We start from the raw sequence: 24112 nt of genomic DNA, 5'->3' as shown, positions 1-24112 counted from the left end.
TGTGTGCATTGACCTTAAAAGGCAAAAGACCATGACTGAGCAACACTGTGGACCGACCATCAGTGGCGACATCGTAGTCATCGGCGGCGGCTCGGCAGGCATCGGCCTGCTGGCCAGCCTGCTCAAACGCGACCCGCAGCTGAACATCACCCTGATCGAACCTTACGACTACCACTGCTATCAGCCGGCCTGGACGCTGGTCGGTGGCGGCGCCTACGACCTGAAAAAGACCCGACGGCCGTTGGCCGACGTACTGCCCAATGGTGTCGCCTGGGTGCAGGCCGCTGTCGCCGAGTTGCTGCCCGACGAGCAAACCCTGGTGCTCGACAACGGCCAGCGCGTGACTTGGAACAACCTGATCGTGTGCCCTGGCCTGCGCCTGGCCTGGGAAAAAATCGACGGCCTGGAACAGACCCTTGGGCAGAACGGCGTCACCTCCAATTACAGCTACGAGCACGCGGCCTACACCTGGCAGCTTGTTCAACAGTTGAAGAGCGGCAAGGCGATCTTTACCCAGCCAGCCATGCCGATCAAATGCGCAGGCGCACCGCTAAAGGCCATGTACCTGTCCTGCGATCACTGGCTCAAGCAGGGCAACCTGAAAAATATCGACGTCGAATTCAACCTGGCCGGTGCCGCGCTGTTTGGCGTCGCGACCTTTGTGCCGCCGTTGATGAAGTACGTAGAGAAATACAACGCCCGCCTGGCGTTCAATGCCAACCTGGTCAAGGTCGATGGCCCGGCGCGCAAAGCCTGGTTTGAAGTCAAAGACGCCGAAGGCAAGGCCACCGTCGAAGAAAAGTCCTTCGACCTGTTGCACGTGGTTCCGCCGCAAGTGGCCCCGGATTTTATCCGCCAGAGCCCGTTGGCAGACCCCGCCGGTTGGTGCGAGGTGAACCCGCACAGCCTGCAACACCTGCGCTACCCGCATATCTTCGGCCTCGGCGATGTGTGCGGCACCACCAACGCCAAGACCGCTGCCGCCGTGCGCAAGCAGATCGTGGTGGTGGCCGAAAACCTGCTGGCCCTGCGCAAACAGGCGCCGCTGCCGCTCAAGTACGACGGCTATGGTTCCTGCCCGTTGACGGTGGAGAAGGGCAAGGTGGTGCTGGCTGAGTTCGGTTATGGCGGCAAGCTGCTGCCGACTTTCCCGCTGGACCCGACCCAGGCACGCCGCTCGATGTGGTTCCTCAAGGCCACGCTGCTGCCGTGGTTCTACTGGAACGGCATGCTCAAGGGCCGCGAGTGGCTGACCCGCCTGAGCAAGGTGGATTAAATGCTGCTGGCAAGTCTGTTGGGTTTATTGATGGGCCTGGTCATGGGCCTGACCGGTGCGGGTGGCGGCATTCTCGGAGTGCCGGCGTTGGTGTTGGGGCTGGGCTTGACCATGACCCAGGCGGCTCCGGTGTCGTTGCTCGCCGTGGGCGCAGCGGCGGCGGTCGGCGCCATTGACGGGTTGCGCCATGGCCTGGTGCGCTACCGCGCCGCGCTATTGATCGCGTTGCTCGGTGCGCTGTTCTCGCCGCTGGGCGTGTTTATTGCGCACCAGCTGCCCGAACACCTGCTGATGGGCCTGTTCAGCGCCTTGATGGTGCTGGTGGCCTGGCGCATGTTGCAACGCGAAAAGGTCGAGGCCGGGCCCAGCGACCATGGCGCCGCGTCCTGGGGCCAGAAAAACTGCATGCTCAACCAGCAGACCGGGCGCCTGGCCTGGACCGCCAAATGCAGTGCTACGTTGGCGGCTTTGGGGGCCGTGACTGGCGCGGTGTCGGGCTTGCTCGGCGTGGGCGGTGGTTTCTTGATCGTGCCGGCGTTCAAGCAACTGACCGATGTGCAGATGCGCGGGATCGTCGCCACCTCGTTGATGGTGATCAGCCTGATTTCGCTGATCGGCGTGGCTGGGGCGATGCAGGCCGGTGTGAGTATTGAGCCCATGGGCTGGGTGTTTATCGGTGCGAGTATTGTCGGTATGTTGGCCGGTCGGCGTTTGTGTTCGGTGATCCCGGCGCGGGCGTTGCAGGTGGGCTTTGCCAGCCTGTGTGTATTGGTGGCCGCTGGCATGCTGATAAAGGCTGCGCTTTGATCTGAATGTGCAATACATTCCAACTGTGGGAGCTGGCTTGCCTGCGATAGCATCAACCGGTTGTACCTGATGTACCGAGGTGTCTGTATCGCAGGCAAGCCAGCTCCCACAGAAAAGCAGTTCTTCAGTGTATGCAAATCCGCTTAAGGTTGGATGCGGTCAACTGTGGGAGCGGGCTTGCTCGCGAATGCGGTGGGTCAGTGACAGATGTATTGACTGACACACCGTCTTCGCGAGCAAGCCCGCTCCCACATTTAGACCCCATCGCGGCAGCCCACGGATTCAAGCCTACGTTCTGGCACACCGAGCCTAGGCGAGGTGCCCGCTGTAAGAGCGGAACCAATAGAAGCCGTGACCGCAGCACGGATATTTACACCAACAAACCGCCACAGCAGGCCACCCAGCTCCCACAGTTTTGACCGTGCCCGCACGAGACATGGCAAGATGAACGCCTCTCAGGTTTACTGGTCCCTGAGTAACGGATTTACCGACCTTGCACGTCGGCTCATCAAGGTCATGCGATGGATAAATACACCCCCCACACCTGGCAACCCCACGAGCGGCCGAGCCTGCCTGGCTCGCCGTCAACGCCGTTGCACCCTACGCACAAGCGCTGGCTGTTCGCGTTGGTCGGGATCCTGGTGGCAATTACCGGCGGGCTCGGCAACGCCCTGGTGATCGCCAACCTGCAATACCTGCAAGGCGCACTGGGCGCCACCACCGCAGAAATGGCCTGGCTGCCGGCCGCCTATGTGATGACCAACGTGTGCATGAACCTGCTGCTGGTGAAGTTTCGCCAGCAGTTCGGCCTGCGGGCGTTTACCGAGGTGTTCCTGGTGCTGTATGCGCTGGTGACCTTCGGCCATTTGTTCGTCAATGACTTGAGTTCGGCGATTGCAGTACGGGCGGCGCATGGCATGGTTGGCGCGGCGCTGAGTTCGTTGGGCTTGTACTACATGATCCAGGCGTTCCCGGCCAAGTGGCGGCTCAAAGCCTTGGTGCTGGGCTTGGGCACCGCGCAATTGGCGCTGCCGCTCGCGCGCTTGTTCTCCGAAGACTTGCTGCAAATTGCCGAATGGCGCGGGCTGTACCTGTTCGAACTGGGCATGGCGCTGATCTGCCTGGGCTGCGTATTCATGCTCAAACTGCCGCCCGGCGACCGCTTCAAAACCTTTGAAAAACTCGACTTCCTCACCTTTGCCATTCTCGCCAGCGGCGTGGCGTTGCTCTGTGCGGTGCTGTCGTTGGGGCGTATCGACTGGTGGCTGGAAGCGCCCTGGATCGGCGTGGCCTCGGCCTGTTCGCTGGTGTTGATCATGGCCGGCCTGGCCATTGAGCATAACCGCGCCAACCCGATGTTGATGACGCGCTGGCTCGGCAGCGGGGCGATGATTCGCCTGGCGCTGGCAGTGGTGCTGATTCGCATGGTGCTGTCCGAGCAGTCCACCGGCGCGGTGGGCTTTATGCAGATGCTGAACATGAGCTACCAGCAGATGCACACCCTTTACGTGGTGATGCTGGCCGGGGCGATTGCCGGGCTGGTGGTCAGCGCGCTGACGATCAACCCGGCGCACCTGCTGATGCCGTTGATCATCTCCCTGGCGCTGATGGCCACAGGCTCAGTGATGGACAGTTTCTCCAGCAATCTCACCCGCCCGCAAAACCTGTATATCAGCCAGTTCCTGCTAGGCTTTGGCGGCACCTTCTTCCTGGGGCCGACCATGGTGCTGGGCACTAAAAACGTACTGACCAACCCGCGCAACCTGGTGAGCTTCTCGGTGATGTTCGGCATCTGCCAGAACCTCGGCGGCCTGATTGGTGCGGCGTTGCTGGGCACGTTTCAGATCGTGCGGGAGAAATACCACTCCAGCATGATCGTCGAACACCTGACCTTGCTCGACCCACGCGTGGCGGCGCGGGTGCAGAGCGGCGGCTCGGCCTACGGCGGTGTGATTGCCGACCCGGAACTGCGCAACCTCATGGGCATTCGCAGCCTGGCCACGGCGGCCACGCGCGAGGCGAATGTGATGGCCTACAACGATGTGTTCATGCTGATCGCGATAATCGCGATCCTTACCATGCTCTGGATCTTCACCCGCAGCCTGTGGCTGATGAGTACCACCAAAGCAGCAGCCCCTCCCGTTCAACCCAGCGGCGTTACTTCATGACCGAAACCACCACCACTACCACGACCAACGCCATCGCCTCCACCCCGGAAGGCACGCCACCACCGGGCTCGACCGTCACTGAGCCGCGCTCGCTGCGGGTGCGCATCGTCTCGTCGCTGGGCTTTGCCGCGATTGCCATCGTCGGTGTGTTGATCGTGCTGTATGCCTGGCAATTGCCGCCGTTCAGCAGCGCGGTGGAAACCACCGAGAACGCACTGGTGCGTGGCCAGGTGACGATTATCGGCCCGCAACTGAGCGGCTATGTGTATGAAGTGCCGGTGCAGGACTTCCAGTACGTCAAGGCCGGCGACCTGCTGGTGCGCCTGGATGACCGCATCTACAAGCAGCGGCTTGACCAGGCGCTGGCGCAATTGGCGGTGCAGAAAGCCTCCTTGGCCAATGTGGTGCAGCAGCGCAACAGCGCCGAAGCCACCATCAAACTGCGCCAGGCCGCGCTGGTGGACAGCCAGGCCCAGGCACGCAAAAGCACTGCGGACCTGCGCCGTAATGAAGCGTTGATCAGCGATGGCTCGGTGTCCAAGCGCGAGCTGGACGTGACCCGCGCCGCAAACGCGCAGACCATCGCAGCGGTGGCCCAGGCCCAGGCCAACCTGGAAATCGCCCGCCAGGACCTGCAAACCGTGATCGTCAATCGCGGCTCCCTCGAAGCAGCGGTGGCCAGTGCCGATGCGGCCGTGGAGCTGGCGCGTATCGACCTGTCCAACACCCGCATCATTGCGCCGCGTGACGGCCAGCTGGGGCAGATCGGCGTGCGCCTGGGCGCCTACGTCAACTCCGGCGCGCAGTTGATGGCGCTGGTGCCGCCGCAGTTGTGGGTGATCGCCAATATGAAAGAAACCCAGATGGACAATGTGCAGGTCGGCCAGCCGGTGACGTTCACCGTGGACGCGCTCAACCACCGCAAGTTTCACGGCACGGTGCAGCATATTTCCCCGGCGACCGGCTCGGAGTTCAGCCTGCTGCAGGCGGATAACGCCACCGGCAACTTTGTGAAGATTGCCCAGCGGGTGCCGGTGCGAATTACGGTGGACCCGGATCAGGCCGAGAGCGAGCGCCTGCGGCCGGGGTTGTCGGTGGTGGTGAGCATCGACACGGCGGGCCGCCTGAAAAACAGCCCACCTTGACACGCCGAGGATCAAAAAATGTGGGAGCTGGCTTGCCCGCGATAGCGGTTTATCAGGTCCAGGTGTGCAGGCTGACACACCGCCATCGCGGGCAAGCCCGGCTCCCACAGGGTTTTGTGGGATTACAAAGGTTGGTATTTCAGGGTGAAATTGAGGTGAGTTGACTGGCCGTTTTCCAGCAGCTTCAGCCCCGGCCGCCCAGGCAGGTGATGCGCATTCACCGGATGACTCACCGGCTCGATGCAAAAGAACCCCAACCCCGGCGGGCAGAACAGCAGGAAGTAATCGGCGCCGCTGGCCTGGCATTCCAGGGCATAGCCCAGCTCCGGCTGTTCGATGCGGCAACGCCCATCCCACGGGCAAAACCCATTGTCCACCAGGCCTTGCGGCAACCCTTTGAGCTGAGTGAAATCCCATTCGGCAGGCACCGGCGCCAACCCGGTCGGCAGCTTGGACGCATCACTCATCCACACCTGGGACGCCTTGGCCTGCAACCGCGTGCCCGGCCTGCGCGGCAAATACGGATGCAACCCCAGGCCGTGCCACGCGGCGTCTTCGGCCAGGTGCGTCACGCGCAATTCGAGACTCAGTTCGCCGCCACGTAAGCGAAACCGCTGCTCGGCGCGATAGGCGAACGGCGTCTCGCACGCCACCTCCAGCACCACTTCATCCGCCGTCTGGCTTACCACCTGCCACGCCTGTTGCCAGGCCGAACCGTGAATCGGCAGCGGGTCGAGCGGGCTGTTGGGCGTGAGTGCCAGCCAGCCGCCGGGGTTATCGAAACCGCCTTGGGCCACTCGATTGGACCACGGCGCCAGCGGGTAACACGCCAGCTTGCCCGGCAGCCCTGTGTTCAGCGCCGCTTCGTCGCTAGGGCGCAACAGCGGCTGCCCGGTGGCGCGCACCGTCCAGTTGACGATGCTGCCACCCACGGCCGGGGCGAGGGTAAGACGGGTCAGGTTGTCTTCCAGTTCTATCATCAGAGCACCAGCCCGGGAAGCCACAGGGACAACGCGGGAATGTAGGTGACCGCCATCAAGACCAGGAACAGTACCGCATAAAACGGCAGCAACGCCGCCACGGTTTTCTCGATACTGACCTTGCCCACCGCCGCGCCCACGAACAGCACCGCGCCGACTGGCGGCGTGATCAGGCCGATGCCGAGGTTCACCAGCATGATCATGCCGAAGTGCACCGGGTCGACACCGATACCGAGAATCACCGGCAGCAGGATCGGCGTGAGGATCAAAATCAGCGGCGCCATGTCCATCACCGTGCCGAGCATCAGCAGCATGACGTTGATGCACATCAGGATCACGTAGCGGTTGTCCGACAGGGTCAGGAACAGCGTGGTGATCTTCGCCGGGATCTGCATCAGGGTCATGATGTAGCCGAAGCTGGCGGCAAACGCGATCAGGATCATCACAATGGAAATGGTGCGCACCGTGCGGTGCATCAGCTTGGGCAGCTCGCGCCATTTGTAGTCGCGGTAGATGAACATGGTCACGAAAAATGCCCATAGCACGGCAATCGCGGCCGACTCGGTGGCAGTGAAAATGCCCGAGAGGATGCCGCCGAGAATGATCACCATGGCCATCAAGCCCCAGAGTGCATCGGCGCAGATTTTCAGCGCCTGTTTCAGCGGGATGACCTCGCCCTTGGGGTAATTGCGCTTTTTCGCGAAGATCAGGCACAGCACCATCAGGCACGCGCTCATCAACAGCCCAGGCACCACGCCGGCCATGAACAACGAGGCAATCGAGACCGTGCCACCGGCCGCCAGGGAGTAGAGCACCGAGTTATGGCTGGGCGGCGTCAGCAAGGCCTGCACCGAGCCGCTGACCGTGACGGCGGTGGAGAACTCGCGTGGATAACCCTGGCGCTCCATTTCCGGGATCAGCACCGAGCCGACCGAGGCGGTGTCGGCCACCGACGATCCGGAAATCGCGCCAAAAAAAGTCGACGCCACGATGTTCACCAACGACAGGCCACCGCGCACAAACCCCACCAGCACCCCGGCAAACGCCACCAGGCGCCGCGACATGCCGCCCTCGGCCATGATCGCCCCGGCCAGCACAAAAAACGGAATCGCCATCAGCGAAAACTTGTTCACCCCGCCCGCAACCTGAATCATCAAGGCCTGGAACGGGATGTCGATCCACCACGCGCCGATCAGCGCCGACAGCCCGAGGGCGTAGGCCACCGGCATGCCGATCAGGATCAAGGCGATAAAACTGCCCAGCAGTATCAATGCGTCCATCAGGCAGCCCCTTCGTTTTCTTCAACCAGGTCGAAGCGCACCACGCGGCGCTGGCTCTGGTCACCGAGCAAGAGTTTTTCCAGTACGAATACCAGCGTCAGCAGCCCGCCAATCGGGATTGGCATGTAGGTGATGCCCACACGCAGGGTGGGGATCGCGCTCATGAACTGGTTCCAGGTAGACAGGCACAGCTTGCTGCCCCAGACGGTCATGAACAGGCAGATGGTGGCCATCAGCAGTTGCGTGATAACGCTGACGATTTGCCGTTGGCGCGCGGGCAGGCGGTCGGTGACCACGGCCACCGACATATGTGCGCCGGCACGGTAACTGGCCGCCGCGCCGACAAACGTGAACACCAGCATCAGCAGAATGGCGGTGGGCTCCGGCCAGCTTGCACCGGTGCCGAGGATGTAGCGGGCGAAGATGCCCCAGGGGATGATCAGCGCGACCCCGAGCACCGAGAGGCCGGCGACCCAGATGCAGGTCATGTAAATGCGGTCGTTGATGCGCAGCACTGAATTCTTCATGGCGTTCACCGTAACCGGGCGCGTCGATGCCGACCGCGCCGGGCCTGACTAAAGGGAAGGGTGATTACTCGACCGCGTCGATGCGCTTGATGATGTCGGCGTAAGCCGCACCGTACTTGGCGCGAACCGCTGCGGTGGCGTCATAGAAGGGTTTTTTGTCGACAGTGATGAACTCGACGCCGGCAGCCTTAAGCTTGGTTTCGCTGCTGGCGGACTTGGCGTCCCACAGCGCGCGCTCATCTTGCTGGGCGACCTTGGCGGCTTTTTTCACCAGGTCTTGCTGGGCAGGCGTGAGTTTGTTCCAGGTGATTTTTGACATCACGATGGGTTCGGGCAGGATCAAGTGTTCGGTGAGCGTGTAGAACTTGGCGTTCTGGAAGTGATTGTGTTCGAGCAGGGTGGGCGGGTTGTTTTCCGCGCCGTCGATGACGCCGGTCTGCAAGGCGCTGAAGATTTCGCCGGTGTCCATGGCAATGCCGTTGGCGCCCATCGCGTTGAAGGCTTCGATGAAGATCGGGTTGCCCTGAACACGAATTTTCATGCCCTTGAGGTCTTCGATCTTGCGCACCGGCTTCTTGGTGTAAAGGTTGCGCGTGCCCCCGTCCATCCAGGCCAGAGCCACCAGGCCGAACTCGGAGTCGGTGATCTTGGCGAGGATTTCATCGCCGATCTCGCCGTCGATGATTTTGCGCATATGCGCCTGGTCGCGGAACACGAACGGCAAGTTGAACACGTTCACGTCCGGCACCACCGGCCCGACGATGCCGAGGCTGACGCGGGTCATTTGCACCGCGCCGACCTGGGCCTGTTCAACCACTTCTTTTTCGGAACCCAGGACACCGCCCGGGAAGTATTTGAAGGTCAGTTCGCCGTTGCTGGCTTTGGTCAGGGCCTTGCCCATGTTCTCTTCGGCAACGACAGTGGGGTAGCCGGCGGGGTGGATGTCGGCGAATTTGATTTCCAGCGCGTGGGCGGCGGTGCTGAGGGTAAAGAATGCAGCGGCGAGCAAAGTGCGTTTGAAGTCCATGGGGTGTCACTCCTGTCTTATTGTTGTTGTATTCAAGGCACAGCGATGCAGCTAGAGGGTGAACGTGGGCTCCGGCAATCCGCTGACGCCGGGGTTGAGGGCAAACACGCCGCCGGCGACCGATTGCTCACTGTGGTCATCACGGATCGAGGTGACGAACAAGGTGTCCAGCCGGCTGCCGCCGAAGGCGCACATGGTGGGTTTTTTGACGGGCACGTTGAGGGAACGGTCCAGGCGGCCATCCGGGGTGAAGCGGTGAATCATCCCGGCGTCGTTGGCGCAGATCCAGTAGCAGCCGTCAGCGTCGACCGCCGCGCCATCGGGGCGCCCGAGGAATTGATGCATGTCGACAAATACCCGGCGGTTGGACGGCGTGCCGGTGTCGATGTCGTAATCGAAAGCCCAGATTTGCTGCACCAGCGGGTGTGAATCCGAGGCGTACATCGTGCGGCCGTCCGGGCTGAAGGCCAGGCCGTTGAGGGTGATGAACCCATTCAGTTGCGCATGGGGCGCGGCGCCTGACGCATAGCGGTAAAGGGTGCCTTCGGCCGCATTCAAGCCCATGTTCAGCACCATGCTGCCGGCCCAGAAGCGGCCCTGGCGATCACAGCGGCCATCGTTGAGGCGCATGTCCGGGCGCGGGTGCTCGACACTCGCCAGAGGCGTGGTGTCGAGGCTGCCGTCGTTATGCGGGGTGAGTTGGAAAAACCCGCTTTCCATGCCTGCGAGCCAATTGCCCGCGTCGGTGCGGGCAATACACGCGAGCATCTGCGGGGCTTTCCAGACGGCGACGCGGCCGGTGGCGGCGTTCCAGCGTTGCAGGCCGCCGTTGGGGATGTCCACCCAGTACAGCGCGTTTTCCTGCGGCACCCACACCGGGCATTCGCCCACGGCATTGCGGGCATCGACGATCAGTTCAGCGGTCATGGCAACTCATTCCCTTGGGTTGATGTGCGTTCAGTCACCAAACGGCCCCGCCGCGCAGAACGCGCCGCCCTGGTAGACCGCGGCCGGGTCGTCGGCGGCCACTGGCGGCTGGGCCTCGACCTTGGCGCGGAACACTTCGGAGCTGTCCTTGGGCGCAAAACCCAGGTGCGCGGCGTAACGGTTGTCCCACCAGGTATCGAGGTTATCCGACATGCCGTAGACCACGGTATGGCCGACATTCGGCGTGTACAGCGCGCGCTCGAGCAGTTGGGTCAGGTCATCGAAACTCAGCCAGGTGTGCATCATTCGGCGGTTCTGGGGTTCCGGGAACGAGGAGCCGATACGGATGCTCACGGTCTCGATGCCGTAGCGGTCGAAGTAGAAGCTGGCCATGTCTTCGCCGTAAGACTTGGACAGGCCGTAGTAGCTGTCCGGGCGACGTGGGGAGTGGGCGTCGATGTGTTCGTCCTGCTTATAGAAGCCGATCACATGGTTGGAACTGGCGAAGATCACGCGTTTCACGCCATGGCGGCGGGCGGCTTCGTAGATATGGAAAATGCCGCTGATGTTAGCGCCCAGCACCTCTTCGAAAGAGCGCTCCACCGAGACACCACCGAAATGCAGGATGGCATCGACGCCTTCCACCAAGTGGTGCACGGCTTGTTTGTCGGCCAGGTCACAGGGTCGCACTTCTTCGAACTCGTCGGCCGCCGGGGCCATGTTGGCGATGTCCGACAGGCGCAATACCTGGGCATAAGGGCGCATGCGTTCGCGCAAGACTTTGCCCAGGCCGCCGGCAGCACCGGTGAGCAGCAGGCGGTTGAAGGGAGCAGGCGTGGTGGTGGTCATGGGAATTCCATTGTTGTTGTAGGTTGTCGTATGACTTGGTGGAAGTATCGTTTTGGACTCCCTGGATTGTCAACGCCCTTGCAGGCAAGTGGCGCTCAAAAGGTGGGAGCTGGCTTGCCTGCGATTGCGGTCCGCTAACTGACATTTCTTTTGCTGATACTCCGCTATCGCAGGCAAGCCAGCTCCCACACAAGCGGGCTGCCACAAATGCCGGTTCCTGCAGGGGGCGCGTTACAGCAACGAGATCGGGTAGCTGACAAAAATCCGATTCTCATCAAACTCGTTGTTGCTGAAATCCCGACGCATGGTCGAGTTGCGCCAGCGCACATTCAAATCCTTCAGTGTGCCGCTCTGCACCGTGTAGGCCAGCTCCGACTCGCGGCCCCATTCCTTGCCATCGGTGATGGCGCCGGTGTGCACGTTATTGCCGCTGATGTATCGGTTCATCATGGTCAGCCCCGGAATGCCGAGCACCACGAAGTTGAAGTCATGGCGTATCTGCCAGGATTTTTCCTTGGCATTGTCGTAGCTGGCGTTGTAGCTGTCGTTGGCCAGGGTGCCGCCGCTGGTGCCGTTGACCCGCATCCATACGCTGTCGCCGGTGAGTTTTTGCAGGCCCACATAGAAGGCGTTACCTTTGTATTTGGCCGAGAGCAGAGCGGAATAGGTTTTGTTGTCGAGGTTACCGGCCAGGGCGCTGCCGTCTTCCTTGCCATTGAAGAACCCGAGGTTGGCGCCAAAGGTCCAGTCGCCGACCGGCTGGCTGTGGGTCAGGTTCAGGTACTGCTGCTGGTAGATGTCGGTGAGTTCGGCGTACCACACGCCGACCTGGGTGCGTTTGTCGTTGAAGGTGTATTCGCCGCCGCCGAAGTTGAAACGGTCGGAGGTGAACGCCGCTTTGCCGTTCATGAACATGTCTTCCATGCTCGCATCGTTGCGCGGGCTGTTGCCGCGAAACTGGCCGCCGTAGAGCGTCAGCCCGGCGATTTCATTGGAGGTGACCTGGCCGCCACGGAAGGTTTGCGGCAAGGAGCGGCCGTCGTCCGAGCGCAGGATCGGCAGCACCGGCATCCATTCGCCGACCTTCAGTTCGGTTTTTGACAGCCGGGTTTTCAGCGCCACGCCCAGGCGTCCGAAATTGTCGGCAGGGCGGCCGTCGCTATGGATCGGCAATAGCTGCGTACCACCGGTGCCCTTGCCGCCGTCGAGCTTCTGCGAATACAGGCCCAGCACGTCAATCCCGAAGCCCACAGTGCCTTGGGTAAAGCCGGATTTGGCGTCGAGAATGAAGTTCTGTGTCCATTCCTCGGCCTTGGCCTGTGGGTACGTGGGGTTGGTGAAGTTGCGATTGAAGTAGGCGTTGCGCAGGTTGAGCGTGGCTTTGGCATCATCGAGAAAACCCTCGGCCTGGGCGCTGAGGGGCAGGGCGAGTGCCAGGCTGCTGAAGCTGATAAGACCGAGACGTGAGGAGGAATTACGGGCGAATTGAGGCACAGTGAAGCTCCCTTTCGTTTTGTTGTTTTTATTATTTGTTATACGTTGTCGTACAACATTGCGAGGGATATTTGCGGGGTTTTGGTGGGCTGTCAAGCAGAAGTTATACGATGACTAGGCCGGCATCGATAAAAAGTGGGCAAGGTCCATGTGGGAGCGGGCTTGCTCGCGAATGCGGTGTGTCAGTTACAGATGAATTGACTGACACACCGCATTCGCGAGCAAGCCCGCTCCCACATTTTGACCGAGTTCGACTTGAGCTTTGCGTGGGGTCAGCCAGCCATCACCATTGGCGGCAAGGTACCCAGCAGGGACACCGCCGCTACTGCTGAAATACCCAACACCCATTCGAGCATCACACTGGCCTTCAAACTGCCCACTCGCTCCTCACAGCGCTCGATACGCAACCGGTTCAACAACGCCAGCGCCAGCATGCCCAGCACCAGCAGCACCTTGATCAACAGAATCAGTGCAAACCCGTTGAACAGCGGGGTGGGCCACAGCTGCCCGGTCAGCACCCGAACATTGATCAAGCCCGTCACCAGCAAACCGGCAACCAGGCCATAACCCACACCGCTGAAGCGCTTGAGGATCGGCTCCAGCCCAGGCTTTGGCGACAGCCGCAGGATCAGCACCAGCAACAACAACCCGCCCAGCCAGGCGCCGACGCACACCAGGTGCACCACCTGATTGAGGATCAGCAATTGCCCGCTCAGCCCGTTAAGCATCGCGCCATGGCCGACCGGGGCCAAGGTCGCCAATAGCAGTGCGGTCAACGGCAGGCGCAAAGCCGGCCAGGGTTTGATCAACACCACCACCAGCAGCAGGTTCAGCAACAAATGCCAAACCCATACCTGGCCGAAAAAGGTTTTGCCCAGCACCAACTGCACGGTGGCCGGTTGCAGCGCCGCATCCCAACTGCCCGCCATGCTGGCCGTGATCAACAGCAACCAGGCCACGCTGGAGAGCAACCCCAGCCAGGCCAGCGCGCGGGTGATGCGCAGCAGTTGTCGGTCCAGTGCCGGTTGCGGCCCGAGCAGCCAGGGCCTGAAGGCACAGGCCCCGAACATCAACAGCACGACGATGAAATGCACGAAGCGGCACAGCACCAGCAGGGTTGCCATCGGTTATTGGCCGACCTTGAAGCTGTATTCACCGTTGCTCTTGTGGGTGTCGACCGAGACGGCGTTCCACACCACCTTGTAGTTGCCGGCCGCCAGCGGCGCGGCAGGTGTGACGACCAGGGTTTTCTTGTCGGCGTCCGGGGTTTCCAGGCCTTTGATGGCGACTTCGGTGCCGTCTTTGCTCAGGGACACTTTGGTGAAGGTGGCTTCGACGCCTTCGCTGAAGGTCAGGCGCAGGTCGGCAGGCGCGGTAACCGTGCTGTCGGCCGCCGGTGTGGAACTTTTAAGGTGGGCGTGGGCGAATGCTGCCGAGGCACCCAGCAGGGAGGCGAGCAGGGTGACGGTGGTCAGGGCTTTCTTGATCAACATTGTTCAGTACCTTCAAGTCAGGGAGTAGGTAACGCCATGTGCAACAAGGGAAAGGGTTTGCCTTCGCCATCCAGCGGCGAGCGCGCGACCTGGATAAAACCATAATGCCGGTAGAAACCCACGGCCTGCGGGTTTTGTTCGTTGACGTCCACGGTCAGCGTGTCGTGACGGGCGCGGGCGTGGTCGAGCAATTGGCGGCCGACGCCCTGGCCACGGCGCTCGGGGTCGATAAACAGCATTTCGACGTTATGCCCGCCAGTACCGATAAAACCGGCGATGCCGTGGTGGTCTTCATACACCCACACGTCGAGGGCCGGCATTGGCAGGTAGGTGTCGCGCACCAGTGGCAGCAAACGCTGAATGTCATCCTCGGGGAGGAAGTCATGGGTGGCCCGCACCGAGCGCTCCCACAGTGCTCCCAGCACCGGGTCGTCGGCGGCCACGCGAGGTCGAATAGTCATTGCAATGATCCTTCAAGTGGACCGCGATCCTAACCAATCCGTTTTTGGCGGGAAAGGTTCACGTAGGAAGTTTCATCACTTGGCGGCCAACCGCAGCCTTTTTATCCGGTACATATCGCTGTCTGCGTGGCTGAGCAGGGTATCGGCGTCTGCGCCGTCGGCCGGGTAAAACGCCACGCCCACACTGCACGACGGCATCTTGACCGGGCCAAACTCAGCGCCCAACGGCTCGGCCATGGCCGCGAGTATCTGCGCCACTTTGCTGCTAACCGCTTCGTGTGACTGCACGTCGGTCAGCAACACCGTGAATTCATCACCGCCCATGCGCGCCACCAGGTCGCTTTCCCGCACGCAGCGTTCCAGCCGCCGTGCAATCACGCAGAGCACGCGGTCGCCCACGGCGTGGCCATGCACATCGTTGATGCCCTTGAAGTCATTGACGTCCAGAAACAGCAATGCCAGCCGGGTGTTATCACGCTGTGCGGTGTGCAGGGCCGACGCCAGGCCATCGTTGAACAACGAGCGGTTGGTGAGGGCCGTCAATGGGTCATGGTGGGCGAGGAAGCGCAGTTCCTCCTCGGCCTGGGTGAGGGCCGTCACGTCCCGCGCCACGCCGATGCGCGCGCCGACCTCTTCGGACCAGAAGGCTGCCCACAGAATGTGCACCACGCTGCCATCCTTGCGCAGATAGCGGTTGCGAAAGTCCACATGGGGCCGGCCATTCATGACCCGCACAATCGAGGCCCGCGTGCGCGCCAGGTCTTCGGGGTGCATGTAGTCGGTAATGGGCGTGCCGGTCAGTTCATCGGCGCGGTAACCGAGCAGGGTTTCGCAGGCATCGCTGACAAACACGATCAGGTTGTCACTGTCGACCACGAAGACCGTGTCCAGCATCAGGTGGATCAATTTCGGGTAGAGGGCGTGCAGGTCAACGGCCATAGGTCTGGGGCGTCCGGTTCAGATGCGCCGATCATAGCCCGATCACGCAGGCTGACGCCTTGGAATACTGCGGGCTTTGCGGCGCAGGCGCTGATCACGCGATCAACGGCGTGTAGCCTAATGAAGCGGTTCATGATGTGATGCTTGAAAATGAATTGTATTTAAAAGTGACTGGGGCTCCACCATCCATGGGCAATCACAAGATCGGCATCCGGCGCAGCAACGTCGAGAAAATCCTGTTGGCGGCGGAGAAAGTCTTCGCCGAGAAGGGCTATGGCAGCACCGCCATGGCCGACATTGCCGAAGAAGTGCAATTGCCGCGCTCCAACCTGCATTACTACTTCAGCACCAAAAGCGAATTGTACAGCGCCGTGCTGTTCGACCTGCTGGACCTGTGGAAGCAGGATGCGTTGAGCTTTGAAACCTTCGACGACCCACGGGTGGTGCTCAGCAGTTATATCCGCGCCAAGATGCAGCGCTCACGCACGCGGCCCTATGGTTCGAAAGTCTGGGCGAATGAAATCATCCACGGCGCGCCGACACTCGGTGAGGCGCTGGATGAAAGCCTGTACGACTGGGCCAAGATGAAGGAGGCGAAAATTCGGCAGTGGGTGGAAGACAAACGCATCCTGCCGGTGGAGCCGTCGAGCCTGCTGTATATGATTTGGGCCTCGACCCAGCACTATGCGGATTTTGATCATCAGGTGAAGATCTTGAATGATCACCAGCCGTTGTCGGACAGGCAGTTCGAGAAGGCGATTCAGACGGTGACCAGTGTGATTTTGCGTGGGATTGGCTTGGAGCCGTAGAAGTCTTATCGGGCTTTGTGGCGAGGGAGCTTGCTCCCGTTGGGCTGCGCAGCAGCCCCAATACAGTCAACCGAGATTATTCAGATACAGCTCAGTTGCTGATTTGGGAGTGCTTCGCACTCCAGCGGGAGCAAGCTCCCTCGCCACAAAAGGTAACTTACACAGCTTCGCGGTAAGGATTGCGCGGATCCTGCGTCCAGTTCAAAAACGGCTTGCCCGTTTCTATTGGCACCATCTCGATGCAATCGGCCACCGGGCAGGTGATCTGGCACAAATTGCAGCCGACGCACTCATCATCGATCACCTCGTATTTATGCGTGCCATCCGCCTGTTTCAAGCTGGCAATCGCCTGGTGTGAGGTGTCCTCACAGGCAATATGGCAACGCCCACAGCCAATGCAGGCCTCCTGATCAATATTGGCAATCACCTGATAGTTGATGTCCAGGTACTTCCAATCCGTGGTATTGCCCACCGCCCGCCCGGAAAAGGCCTGCAGGTTGGCGTAACCCTGGCTGTCCATCCACCGCGACAGCCCGTCCTTCATCTCTTCCACAATCCGAAACCCATGCAGCATCGCCGCCGTGCACACCTGCACCGCGCCGCAGCCCAGGGCGACAAATTCCGCCGCATCACGCCAATTGCCGATGCCGCCGATGCCGCAGATCGGCAGCCCTTGGGTCTGCGGGTCGCGGGCGATTTCGGCGACCATGTTCAACGCAATCGGCTTGACCGCCGAGCCGCAATAACCGCCATGGGTACTTTGCGTGCCGACCACCGGCAGGGCGACCATGCGTTCCAGGTCCACACTGGTGATGGAGTTGATGGTGTTGATCAACGACACCGCATCCGCGCCGCCGCGGTACGCCGCCCGTGCCGCCACGCGAATGTCGGTGATATTCGGCGTGAGTTTGACGATCACCGGCAGCGAGCAGTACGTCTTGCACCAGCGCGTCACCTGTTCCACGTACTCCGGCACCTGGCCGACCGCTGCGCCCATGCCGCGCTCGGGCATGCCGTGGGGGCAGCCGAAGTTCAGCTCGATACCATCGCAGCCGGTGGCCTCCACCAACGGCAGGATGTTTTTCCAGGACTCTTCAACACACGGCACCATCAGCGACACGATCAGTGCGCGGTCGGGCCAGTCCTTTTTCACCTGGGTGATTTCCTTGAGATTGATCTCCAGGGATCGGTCGGTGATCAGTTCGATATTGTTGATACCCAGTACTTCACGGTTGGCACCGTAGTGCGCTGAGTAACGTGACGAGACGTTGACCGCCGCCGGGTCTTCCCCGAGGGTTTTCCAGACCACGCCGCCCCAGCCGGCTTCGAAGGCGCGGACCACGTTGTAGGCTTTGTCGGTGGGCGGCGCGGAGGCCAGCCAGAACGGGTTGGGGGCTTTGATACCGGCGAATACAATCGAGAGATCGGCCATTACGCAGCCTCCACGTTCAGCATGAGTTGGGCGTGCATGGCCTCGGCGGCCAGCTTGCCGTGTTGCACCGCCTGCACGGTGAGGTCCTGGCCGAGGCTGACGCAATCGCCACCGGCATAGATGCCCGGGATGCTGGTTTGCAGCTGTTCGTCGACGAAGATGCGTTCGCCCACGCGGTGCAGTTGCTGGGCCAACGGATCGTGCAGCGCCTCGTTGTCAAAACCCTGGCCGATGGCTTTGAAGATGGCGTCGCAGGCCAGTTCAAAGGTCTCGCCAGTGGGGTGCAGGCGACCGTTTTCCATGTGCGTGCGCAAAAAGCGCATGCCGCGCACACGGCCTTGATCATCCAGCAACACTTCATCCGGTTGAGCCCAGGTCAGCAGCCGCACCTGATTGGCCTTGGCGATCTCTTGTTCATGGTGCGTGGCGCCCATATCGGCCAGGCCACGGCGGTACACCAGGTTGACATCGCGGGCGCCCAGGCGGGCCATTTGCACGGCCATGTCGATGGCGGTATTGCCGGCACCGAGCACGATGCAGCGGTCGGCCAAGGGCAGTTGACTGAGGTCATCGGCCTGGCGCAGTTCGCGTATATAGTCGGTGGCGGCGAGCAGGCCGGGCGCGTCTTCATGGGGCAAGCCCAGCTGTTTGCTGGCGTCGAGGCCCAGGCCTAAAAATACCGAGTCGAATTGCTGGTGCAGTTCGCTCAACGTCAGGTTGCCACCCAGGCGCTGGCCATGGCGGATCTCGATGCCGCCGATCTGCAGGAGGAAATCCAGCTCCTTCTGGGCAAAATCATCCACCAGCTTGTACTTGGCGATCCCGTATTCATTCAGGCCGCCGGCTTTTTCCCGAGCTTCGAAAATCACCACGTCATGGCCATGCAGGGCGGCGCGGTGGGCGCAGGCCAAGCCCGCAGGCCCGGCGCCGACCACGGCGATACGTTTACCCGTGGGTGCCGCGCGCTGGAACGGGTGTTCGCGAAAGTGCGCGTTGTCGATGGCGTAGCGCTGCAACAGGCCGATCAGCACCGGCGCGCATTCTTCGGCGTTGTTACGCACGCAGGCTTGCTGGCACAGGATCTCGGTGGGGCACACGCGAGCGCAGCTGCCGCCGAGGATATTGGCCGAGAGGATTTTCTGCGCGGCGCCTTGCACGTTCTCGGTGTGGATATTGCGGATGAACGACGGGATATCGATTTCGCTGGGGCACGCATTCACGCACGGCGCGTCGTAGCAATACAGGCAGCGCGAGGCTTCCAGTTGGGCCTGGCGGGCGTTGAGAGGCGGCGCCAGGTCGGTGAAGTGGCTGGCGAGTGTCGGCCCATCTTCATGGGGATGGGGGAGGTGGGTCAGGGTCTGGATCACGGTTTTGGCCTCACGGTTTTTTTGGGATTGCCTCTGGCGGGCATTTTTGTTGCTTGTACCGGCCTCATCGCAGGCAAGCCAGCTCCCACATTTGAATGTGTTCGCACATCAACATGTGGGAGCTGGCTTGCCTGCGATAGCGGTCTCAGCGCTTTACGGCAGTGGGCCTGGAATGCTCGGCCCGCTTGCTCAACTGCTCAAACACCGCCGGATACGCGGGCCGTTCCACATACCGCCCGGCACCGCGCTCGGCGCGCAAATCACCGTCGGCCCACACCAGCTTGCCCTGGCTGATGGTGTGGCTCGGCACGCCGCGCACGGTCTTGCCTTCGAAGATGTTGAAGTCGACTTTCTGATGGTGGGTCTTGGCCGAGATCGTGCGCGTGCCCTCGGGGTCCCACAGCACCAGGTCTGCATCGGCACCCACGCGGATCGCGCCTTTGCGCGGGTAGAGATTGAAGATCTTCGCGGTGTTGGTCGACGTCAGCGCAACGAACTCCTGCATCGACAAGCGCCCGGTGTTCACGCCTTCGTGCCACAGCAGCGCCATGCGGTCTTCGATACCGGCGGTGCCGTTGGGGATCTTGCTGAAGTCGTCACGGCCGGCGGCTTTTTGCTCGGCGCAGAAGCAGCAGTGGTCGGTGGCGGTGGTGTGCAGGTTGCCGGACTGCAAGCCGTGCCAGAGTGCTTCCTGATGCCCACGTGGGCGGAACGGCGGGCTCATCACGTAACCGGCGGCGGTTTGCCAGTCGGGGTGCTGGTACACGCTGTCATCCAGCAACAGGTGCCCGGCCAGCACTTCGCCGTAGACCGGCTGGCCTTTGCCACGGGCGTAGGTGATTTCATCCAGTGCTTCCTTTGTTGACACATGCACCAGATACAACGGCGTGCCGATGGTCTCGGCGATGCGAATGGCGCGGCTGGCTGCCTCACCTTCCACCTGGGACGGACGCGACAGCGGATGCGCTTCCGGCCCGGTAATGCCCTGGGCCATCAGCTTGCGTTGCAGGTGATACACCAGCTCGCCGTTTTCTGCGTGCACCGTCGGCACCGCGCCCAGTTCCAGGCAGCGTTCGAAGCTGGCGACCAGGGTGTCATCCGCTGCCATGATCGCGTTTTTGTAAGCCATGAAGTGCTTGAAGCTGTTGATGCCATGGTGGCTGACCAGCTCGGCCATCTCCTCGCGCACCTGCTCGCTCCACCAGGTGATCGCCACGTGAAAACCGTAATCCGAGGCGGATTTTTCCGCCCAGCCGCGCCACTGATGAAAGGCCTCCATCAGCGATTGCTGCGGGTTGGGAATCACAAAGTCGATGATCGAGGTGGTACCACCTGCCAGACCCGCCGCCGTGCCACTGAAAAAGTCTTCACTGGCCACGGTGCCCATGAAGGGCAGTTGCATATGCGTATGCGGGTCGATGCCGCCGGGCATCAAGTATTGGCCACTGCCATCGAGTGTTTCAGTGCCGGCGGGAACCTCCAGATTCGTGCCAATAGCGCGAATTAGACCGCCTGCGCATAACACATCGGCGCGGTAACTTTCATCATGGGTAATTACGGTGGCGCCACGGATCAACAGCGACATGTCGAGTTCCTCACAGGCTTGACCGGCTTGTGCCAGTTCTAAGTGTTGTAATGCTGCTTGCCGATGCAAGGTTTAATCCTGTCATCGGTGACAGGAATAGAAACTAGCCCGAGTTTTTCGAATGAGCAAGAAGATTTTTCCTAAGCTTATATCGATTTTATCTTTATGATTTTAAAAGGAAAAAACAAAATATCACCAAAATGTAGCGCCCATTCACCATTTTGACGCACTTGACAGGTTCTTAAATTGAGCAACATTTCTTATTGCAAATCAGACGCTTGAGACATGCCACTTGACGGCATGGGTAAATAAAAATAATTGTGTTGCACCAGATTGAGTCCTGACAGTTCGGGCAACTTTCGCGTTATTTAGCCTGAGTAAGGCGACACGTACCGGGGGCACAATCGGAAAGCTGATAAACATCAGCGAGTTATATAAGCGGTGCGGGTTCAGATGCGGTTGTCGGCACGGATTTTGAGTGCAGTGGCGGCTGGCCGAGCCCGTGATGTCATGTTGTTTACGAGGTACTCCGGCCATCCGGCGCCACGCGCTGGATGAGCAACAATAATTTTAAAAAAACCGTGGAGCGGCCATGCAACAGAACAGATCGCAAGTCATTGAACGCAACGGCCTGTATGAACTCGACGCCGGCCCCGACGTCCTCGACAGCCCGCGCTACAACCACGACATGGCACCGACCAAGGTGCATGAACGCACCTGGAACAAGTGGCACATCACTGCGCTGTGGGTCGGTATGTCGATCTGCGTGCCGACCTACACCTTGGGCGGCGTGCTCACCGCCTATTTCGGGCTGTCGGTGGGCGAGGCGCTGATGGCGATTTTGCTGGCCAATATCGTGGTGCTGATCCCGCTGACCCTTAACGCCTTCCCGGGCACCAAGTACGGCATTCCGTTTCCGGTGTTGTTGCGTTCGTCCTTCGGCATCCTCGGTTCCAACGTGCCGTGCCTGATCCGGGCGCTGGTGGCCTGTGGCTGGTTTGGTATCCAGACGATGTTCGGCGGGCTGGCGATTCACCTGTTCCTGGGCTCGATTTTCGAAGGTTGGAAATCCCTCGGCGGCACCGGTGAAGTGATCGGTTTCATGATTTTCTGGACCTTGAACCTGTGGGTGGTGCTGCGCGGCGCCGAGTCGATCAAGCGCCTGGAAACCTTGTCGGCACCGCTGCTGGTGGCGGTGGGGATTGGCTTGCTGGTGTGGGCGATGCCGAATGTGTCCCTCAGCGAATTGATGGCAATTCCACCCAAGCGCCCTGAAGGCGCGAGCCTCACCGGTTACTTTATGGCCGGGCTGACGGCCATGGTCGGCTTCTGGGCCACCTTGTCGCTGAATATTCCCGACTTCAGCCGCTACGCCAAAAGCCAGAAGGACCAGATTCTCGGGCAGATTTTCGGCCTGCCGCTGACCATGTTCCTGTTCGCTGCCCTTGGCGTGATCATGACGGCCGCCTCGGTGAAACTGGTGGGTGTCAGCGTTTCCGACCCCGTCACCTTGATCGGGCATATCCAGAGCCCGGTGTGGGTCGCCATCGCCATGGCGCTGATCATCATCGCCACCTTGTCCACCAACACCGCGGCGAACATCGTCTCGCCCACCAACGACTTCCAGAACATCGCGCCCAAGCTGATCAACCGCACCACGGCGGTGATCCTCACCGGCCTGGTCGGGCTGGCATTGATGGCCCACGAACTGCTGAAAAAGCTTGGGTTGATCGTCTCGGATGTAAGCCTGGAAACCGTGTATTCCAACTGGTTGCTGGGCTACTCAAGCCTGCTCGGCCCGATTGCCGGGATCATGGTGGTGGACTATTTCATCACGCGCAAACAGCAGCTGGACCTGGCCGGTTTGTACCGCGATGACGTGTACCCGGCGTGGAATTGGAGCGGCTTTGTGGCCTTTGGCGTGCCGGTGGTGTTGACCTTGTTGTCGCTGGGCAGTGATGCGTTCAGCTGGTTTTACAGCTACGGCTGGTTCACCGGCTCGGCGTTGGGTGGGTTGTTGTATTACGGCCTGAATGCCAAGCGCAGGATCAGACCGGTCGCCGCCAAATCACCTGTGTAAATACGGCTACTGTGGGAGCTGGCTTGCCTGCGATACAGGCGACTCGGTATTCCCGCCGAACCGAGGTGATGCAATCGCAGGCAAGCCAGCTCCCACACAAGCTCGGTTCACATTGGATCGAGTTAAATCATAAGAACCACAGCCTGAGGAGATCCCCATGAACGCTGCCCTGGACGTTCTGCAATCGACCCATCAGCACATCAACCGCGACCGCCTGTGGCAGTCGCTGATGGACCTGGCCAAACTTGGTGCCACGCCCAAGGGCGGCGTGTGCCGCCTGGCCCTCACCGACCTCGACCGCAAGGCCCGCGACCTGTTTGTGCAGTGGTGTGAAGACGCGGGTTGCACCGTGACCATCGACGGCATCGGCAATATTTTCGCCCGGCGCCCTGGCCGCAACCCCAAGCTGCCACCGGTGATGACCGGCAGCCATATCGACACCCAGCCCACCGGCGGCAAGTTCGACGGCTGCTTTGGCGTGCTGGCGGGCGTGGAAGTGCTGCGCACCCTCAACGACCTCAAGATCGAAACCGAAGCGCCGCTGGAAGTGGTGGTGTGGACCAACGAAGAAGGCTCGCGCTTCCCGCCGTGCATGATGGGCTCGGGTGTGTTTGCCGAGAAGTTCACCCTGGCCGATACCCTGGCCAAGGTCGATGTGGATGGCGTCAGCGTGGGCGATGCGTTGAATGCGATTGGCTACGCGGGCACGCGGCCGGTCAGTGGTCACAAGGTGGGCGCATATTTCGAAGCACATATCGAACAAGGCCCGATTCTTGAGGACGAGAAGAAAACCATCGGCGTAGTGCTGGGGGCATTGGGGCAGAAGTGGTTTGACCTGAAACTGCGTGGCGTTGAAGCGCATGCGGGGCCGACGCCGATGCACCTGCGCAAGGATGCTCTGGTGGGCGCGGCCGCCGTGGTGGCTGCGGTCAATGCCGCGGCGTTGGGGCATCAACCGCATGCGTGCGGCACTGTCGGTTGCCTGCAAGCCTACCCAGGCTCACGCAACGTGATCCCCGGTGAAGTGCGCATGACGTTGGACTTGCGCCACCTGGAACCGGCGCGGCTGGATTCGATGATTGCCCAGGTGCGCAAGGTGATCGACGAGACCTGTGCCAAGCATGGGCTGACGTTTGAGCTGGAACCCACTGCTGACTTTCCGCCGTTGTACTTCGACAAAGGTTGCGTGGACGCGGTGCGCGATGCGGCGAATGGGCTGGGTTTGTCGAACATGGATATTGTCAGCGGGGCAGGGCACGACGCGATCTTTGTCGCTGAACTGGGTCCGGCCGGGATGATCTTCGTGCCGTGTGAAGGCGGCATCAGCCATAACGAAATCGAGAATGCTGCACCGGATGATTTGGCGGCGGGGTGTGCGGTGTTGTTGCGGGCGATGGTGGTGGCGTCGGCGGCGATTGCCAGCGGGAAACTGGCTGCCTGATAGCGTGCTATCGCAGCGATGCGGC

The 24112-nt window shown here is 61.1% G+C and carries 21 protein-coding genes; 7 read left to right on the top strand and 14 right to left on the bottom strand.

What is annotated here, in order from left to right; all coding sequences use genetic code 11:
• Window positions 1-31 precede the first annotated feature (31 nt).
• From PSH96_RS18135 to PSH96_RS18120, 4 genes are all read left to right on the top strand, one after another.
• Window positions 32-1276 (top strand): FAD/NAD(P)-binding oxidoreductase, encoded by a 1245-nt coding sequence (locus PSH96_RS18135; RefSeq protein WP_305454190.1) that lies wholly within the window; start codon window positions 32-34, stop codon window positions 1274-1276.
• Window positions 1277-2083 (top strand): sulfite exporter TauE/SafE family protein, encoded by an 807-nt coding sequence (locus tag PSH96_RS18130; RefSeq protein ID WP_305454189.1) that lies wholly within the window; start codon window positions 1277-1279, stop codon window positions 2081-2083.
• A gap of 521 nt (window positions 2084-2604) precedes the next feature.
• Complete coding sequence (locus PSH96_RS18125; protein ID WP_017136435.1) at window positions 2605-4251, top strand: MFS transporter; 1647 nt, start codon at window positions 2605-2607, stop codon at window positions 4249-4251.
• Window positions 4248-5396 carry an HlyD family secretion protein gene (locus PSH96_RS18120; protein WP_305454188.1) on the top strand — a complete coding sequence of 383 codons (1149 nt, stop codon included), beginning with the start codon at window positions 4248-4250 and terminating at the stop codon, window positions 5394-5396. The genes PSH96_RS18125 and PSH96_RS18120 overlap by 4 nt, the downstream gene beginning before the upstream one ends.
• Window positions 5397-5518: 122 nt before the next feature.
• On the opposite strand, the gene PSH96_RS18115 is transcribed toward PSH96_RS18120, so the two are convergent.
• From PSH96_RS18115 to PSH96_RS18065, 11 genes are all read right to left on the bottom strand, one after another.
• On the bottom strand, window positions 5519-6376 hold the full coding sequence (locus PSH96_RS18115) for an aldose 1-epimerase (RefSeq protein WP_305454187.1): 858 nt from the start codon (window positions 6374-6376) through the stop codon (window positions 5519-5521).
• A complete protein-coding gene (locus PSH96_RS18110) occupies window positions 6376-7656 on the bottom strand; it encodes a TRAP transporter large permease (RefSeq protein WP_305454186.1) in 1281 nt (426 codons plus the stop codon). Before PSH96_RS18110 ends, PSH96_RS18115 begins: the two co-directional genes overlap by 1 nt.
• Window positions 7656-8183 (bottom strand): TRAP transporter small permease, encoded by a 528-nt coding sequence (locus PSH96_RS18105; protein ID WP_305454185.1) that lies wholly within the window; start codon window positions 8181-8183, stop codon window positions 7656-7658. The genes PSH96_RS18110 and PSH96_RS18105 overlap by 1 nt, the downstream gene beginning before the upstream one ends.
• Before the next feature lie 64 nt (window positions 8184-8247).
• Window positions 8248-9210 (bottom strand): TRAP transporter substrate-binding protein, encoded by a 963-nt coding sequence (locus tag PSH96_RS18100; RefSeq protein ID WP_305454184.1) that lies wholly within the window; start codon window positions 9208-9210, stop codon window positions 8248-8250.
• A 51-nt stretch (window positions 9211-9261) separates the two neighbouring features.
• Window positions 9262-10137, bottom strand: coding sequence for an SMP-30/gluconolactonase/LRE family protein (locus PSH96_RS18095; RefSeq protein WP_305454183.1), 876 nt, complete (start codon window positions 10135-10137; stop codon window positions 9262-9264).
• Window positions 10138-10167: 30 nt separating this feature from the next.
• Window positions 10168-10986, bottom strand: a complete 819-nt coding sequence (locus PSH96_RS18090; protein WP_305454182.1) for an NAD(P)-dependent oxidoreductase — start codon at window positions 10984-10986, stop codon at window positions 10168-10170.
• A gap of 231 nt (window positions 10987-11217) precedes the next feature.
• Window positions 11218-12480 carry an OprD family porin gene (locus PSH96_RS18085; protein ID WP_305454181.1) on the bottom strand — a complete coding sequence of 421 codons (1263 nt, stop codon included), beginning with the start codon at window positions 12478-12480 and terminating at the stop codon, window positions 11218-11220.
• 272 nt (window positions 12481-12752) lie between these two features.
• Window positions 12753-13604, bottom strand: a complete 852-nt coding sequence (copD, locus tag PSH96_RS18080; protein WP_305454180.1) for a copper homeostasis membrane protein CopD — start codon at window positions 13602-13604, stop codon at window positions 12753-12755.
• Between the two features lie 3 nt (window positions 13605-13607).
• Window positions 13608-13973, bottom strand: coding sequence for a copper homeostasis periplasmic binding protein CopC (gene copC, locus PSH96_RS18075; protein WP_305454179.1), 366 nt, complete (start codon window positions 13971-13973; stop codon window positions 13608-13610).
• A 17-nt stretch (window positions 13974-13990) separates the two neighbouring features.
• A complete protein-coding gene (locus PSH96_RS18070) occupies window positions 13991-14434 on the bottom strand; it encodes a GNAT family N-acetyltransferase (RefSeq protein ID WP_305454178.1) in 444 nt (147 codons plus the stop codon).
• Between the two features lie 75 nt (window positions 14435-14509).
• Window positions 14510-15373, bottom strand: a complete 864-nt coding sequence (locus PSH96_RS18065) for a sensor domain-containing diguanylate cyclase (RefSeq protein ID WP_305454176.1) — start codon at window positions 15371-15373, stop codon at window positions 14510-14512.
• A 188-nt stretch (window positions 15374-15561) separates the two neighbouring features.
• Between PSH96_RS18065 and PSH96_RS18060 the strand changes: the two genes are divergently transcribed.
• Window positions 15562-16182: a TetR/AcrR family transcriptional regulator gene (locus PSH96_RS18060; protein ID WP_065931121.1), complete on the top strand. Its 621-nt coding sequence runs from the start codon at window positions 15562-15564 to the stop codon at window positions 16180-16182.
• A gap of 157 nt (window positions 16183-16339) precedes the next feature.
• Here PSH96_RS18060 and preA read toward each other — a convergent pair whose 3' ends face one another.
• The 3 genes from preA to hydA form a co-directional block, all read right to left on the bottom strand.
• Entirely contained in the window at window positions 16340-17614 is a 1275-nt protein-coding gene (gene preA, locus PSH96_RS18055) for an NAD-dependent dihydropyrimidine dehydrogenase subunit PreA (protein ID WP_305454174.1), read from the bottom strand.
• Window positions 17614-18981 (bottom strand): NAD(P)-dependent oxidoreductase, encoded by a 1368-nt coding sequence (locus tag PSH96_RS18050; protein ID WP_305454172.1) that lies wholly within the window; start codon window positions 18979-18981, stop codon window positions 17614-17616. The genes preA and PSH96_RS18050 overlap by 1 nt, the downstream gene beginning before the upstream one ends.
• 145 nt (window positions 18982-19126) lie before the next feature.
• Window positions 19127-20566 (bottom strand): dihydropyrimidinase, encoded by a 1440-nt coding sequence (hydA, locus tag PSH96_RS18045; RefSeq protein ID WP_305454171.1) that lies wholly within the window; start codon window positions 20564-20566, stop codon window positions 19127-19129.
• A gap of 592 nt (window positions 20567-21158) precedes the next feature.
• Here hydA and PSH96_RS18040 point away from each other — a divergent pair.
• Both PSH96_RS18040 and PSH96_RS18035 read left to right on the top strand, forming a co-directional pair.
• Window positions 21159-22646, top strand: coding sequence for an NCS1 family nucleobase:cation symporter-1 (locus tag PSH96_RS18040; protein WP_305454170.1), 1488 nt, complete (start codon window positions 21159-21161; stop codon window positions 22644-22646).
• A gap of 157 nt (window positions 22647-22803) precedes the next feature.
• Window positions 22804-24087, top strand: coding sequence for a Zn-dependent hydrolase (locus PSH96_RS18035; RefSeq protein ID WP_305454168.1), 1284 nt, complete (start codon window positions 22804-22806; stop codon window positions 24085-24087).
• Window positions 24088-24112 lie beyond the last annotated feature (25 nt).

It is taken from the genome of Pseudomonas sp. FP2338, from assembly GCF_030687515.1.
Classification (GTDB): domain Bacteria; phylum Pseudomonadota; class Gammaproteobacteria; order Pseudomonadales; family Pseudomonadaceae; genus Aquipseudomonas; species Aquipseudomonas salomonii.
Note: the sequence above shows the minus strand (reverse complement) of the source record. Positions and strands in the feature narration are given on the sequence as shown.

Excerpts from the sequence above, each read along its gene's own strand:
- PSH96_RS18040 (WP_305454170.1), top strand. The coding sequence starts at position 21,159 with ATGCAACAGAACAGATCGCAAGTCATTGAACGCAACGGCCTGTATGAA.
- PSH96_RS18115 (WP_305454187.1), bottom strand. The coding sequence starts at position 6,376 with ATGATAGAACTGGAAGACAACCTGACCCGTCTTACCCTCGCCCCGGCC.
- PSH96_RS18135 (WP_305454190.1), top strand. The coding sequence starts at position 32 with ATGACTGAGCAACACTGTGGACCGACCATCAGTGGCGACATCGTAGTC.
- copD (WP_305454180.1), bottom strand. The coding sequence starts at position 13,604 with ATGGCAACCCTGCTGGTGCTGTGCCGCTTCGTGCATTTCATCGTCGTG.
- PSH96_RS18105 (WP_305454185.1), bottom strand. The coding sequence starts at position 8,183 with ATGAAGAATTCAGTGCTGCGCATCAACGACCGCATTTACATGACCTGC.
- preA (WP_305454174.1), bottom strand. The coding sequence starts at position 17,614 with ATGGCCGATCTCTCGATTGTATTCGCCGGTATCAAAGCCCCCAACCCG.
- PSH96_RS18070 (WP_305454178.1), bottom strand. The coding sequence starts at position 14,434 with ATGACTATTCGACCTCGCGTGGCCGCCGACGACCCGGTGCTGGGAGCA.
- PSH96_RS18035 (WP_305454168.1), top strand. The coding sequence starts at position 22,804 with ATGAACGCTGCCCTGGACGTTCTGCAATCGACCCATCAGCACATCAAC.
- PSH96_RS18090 (WP_305454182.1), bottom strand. The coding sequence starts at position 10,986 with ATGACCACCACCACGCCTGCTCCCTTCAACCGCCTGCTGCTCACCGGT.
- hydA (WP_305454171.1), bottom strand. The coding sequence starts at position 20,566 with ATGTCGCTGTTGATCCGTGGCGCCACCGTAATTACCCATGATGAAAGT.
- PSH96_RS18095 (WP_305454183.1), bottom strand. The coding sequence starts at position 10,137 with ATGACCGCTGAACTGATCGTCGATGCCCGCAATGCCGTGGGCGAATGC.
- PSH96_RS18120 (WP_305454188.1), top strand. The coding sequence starts at position 4,248 with ATGACCGAAACCACCACCACTACCACGACCAACGCCATCGCCTCCACC.
- PSH96_RS18110 (WP_305454186.1), bottom strand. The coding sequence starts at position 7,656 with ATGGACGCATTGATACTGCTGGGCAGTTTTATCGCCTTGATCCTGATC.
- PSH96_RS18065 (WP_305454176.1), bottom strand. The coding sequence starts at position 15,373 with ATGGCCGTTGACCTGCACGCCCTCTACCCGAAATTGATCCACCTGATG.
- PSH96_RS18125 (WP_017136435.1), top strand. The coding sequence starts at position 2,605 with ATGGATAAATACACCCCCCACACCTGGCAACCCCACGAGCGGCCGAGC.
- PSH96_RS18130 (WP_305454189.1), top strand. The coding sequence starts at position 1,277 with ATGCTGCTGGCAAGTCTGTTGGGTTTATTGATGGGCCTGGTCATGGGC.
- copC (WP_305454179.1), bottom strand. The coding sequence starts at position 13,973 with ATGTTGATCAAGAAAGCCCTGACCACCGTCACCCTGCTCGCCTCCCTG.
- PSH96_RS18060 (WP_065931121.1), top strand. The coding sequence starts at position 15,562 with ATGGGCAATCACAAGATCGGCATCCGGCGCAGCAACGTCGAGAAAATC.
- PSH96_RS18100 (WP_305454184.1), bottom strand. The coding sequence starts at position 9,210 with ATGGACTTCAAACGCACTTTGCTCGCCGCTGCATTCTTTACCCTCAGC.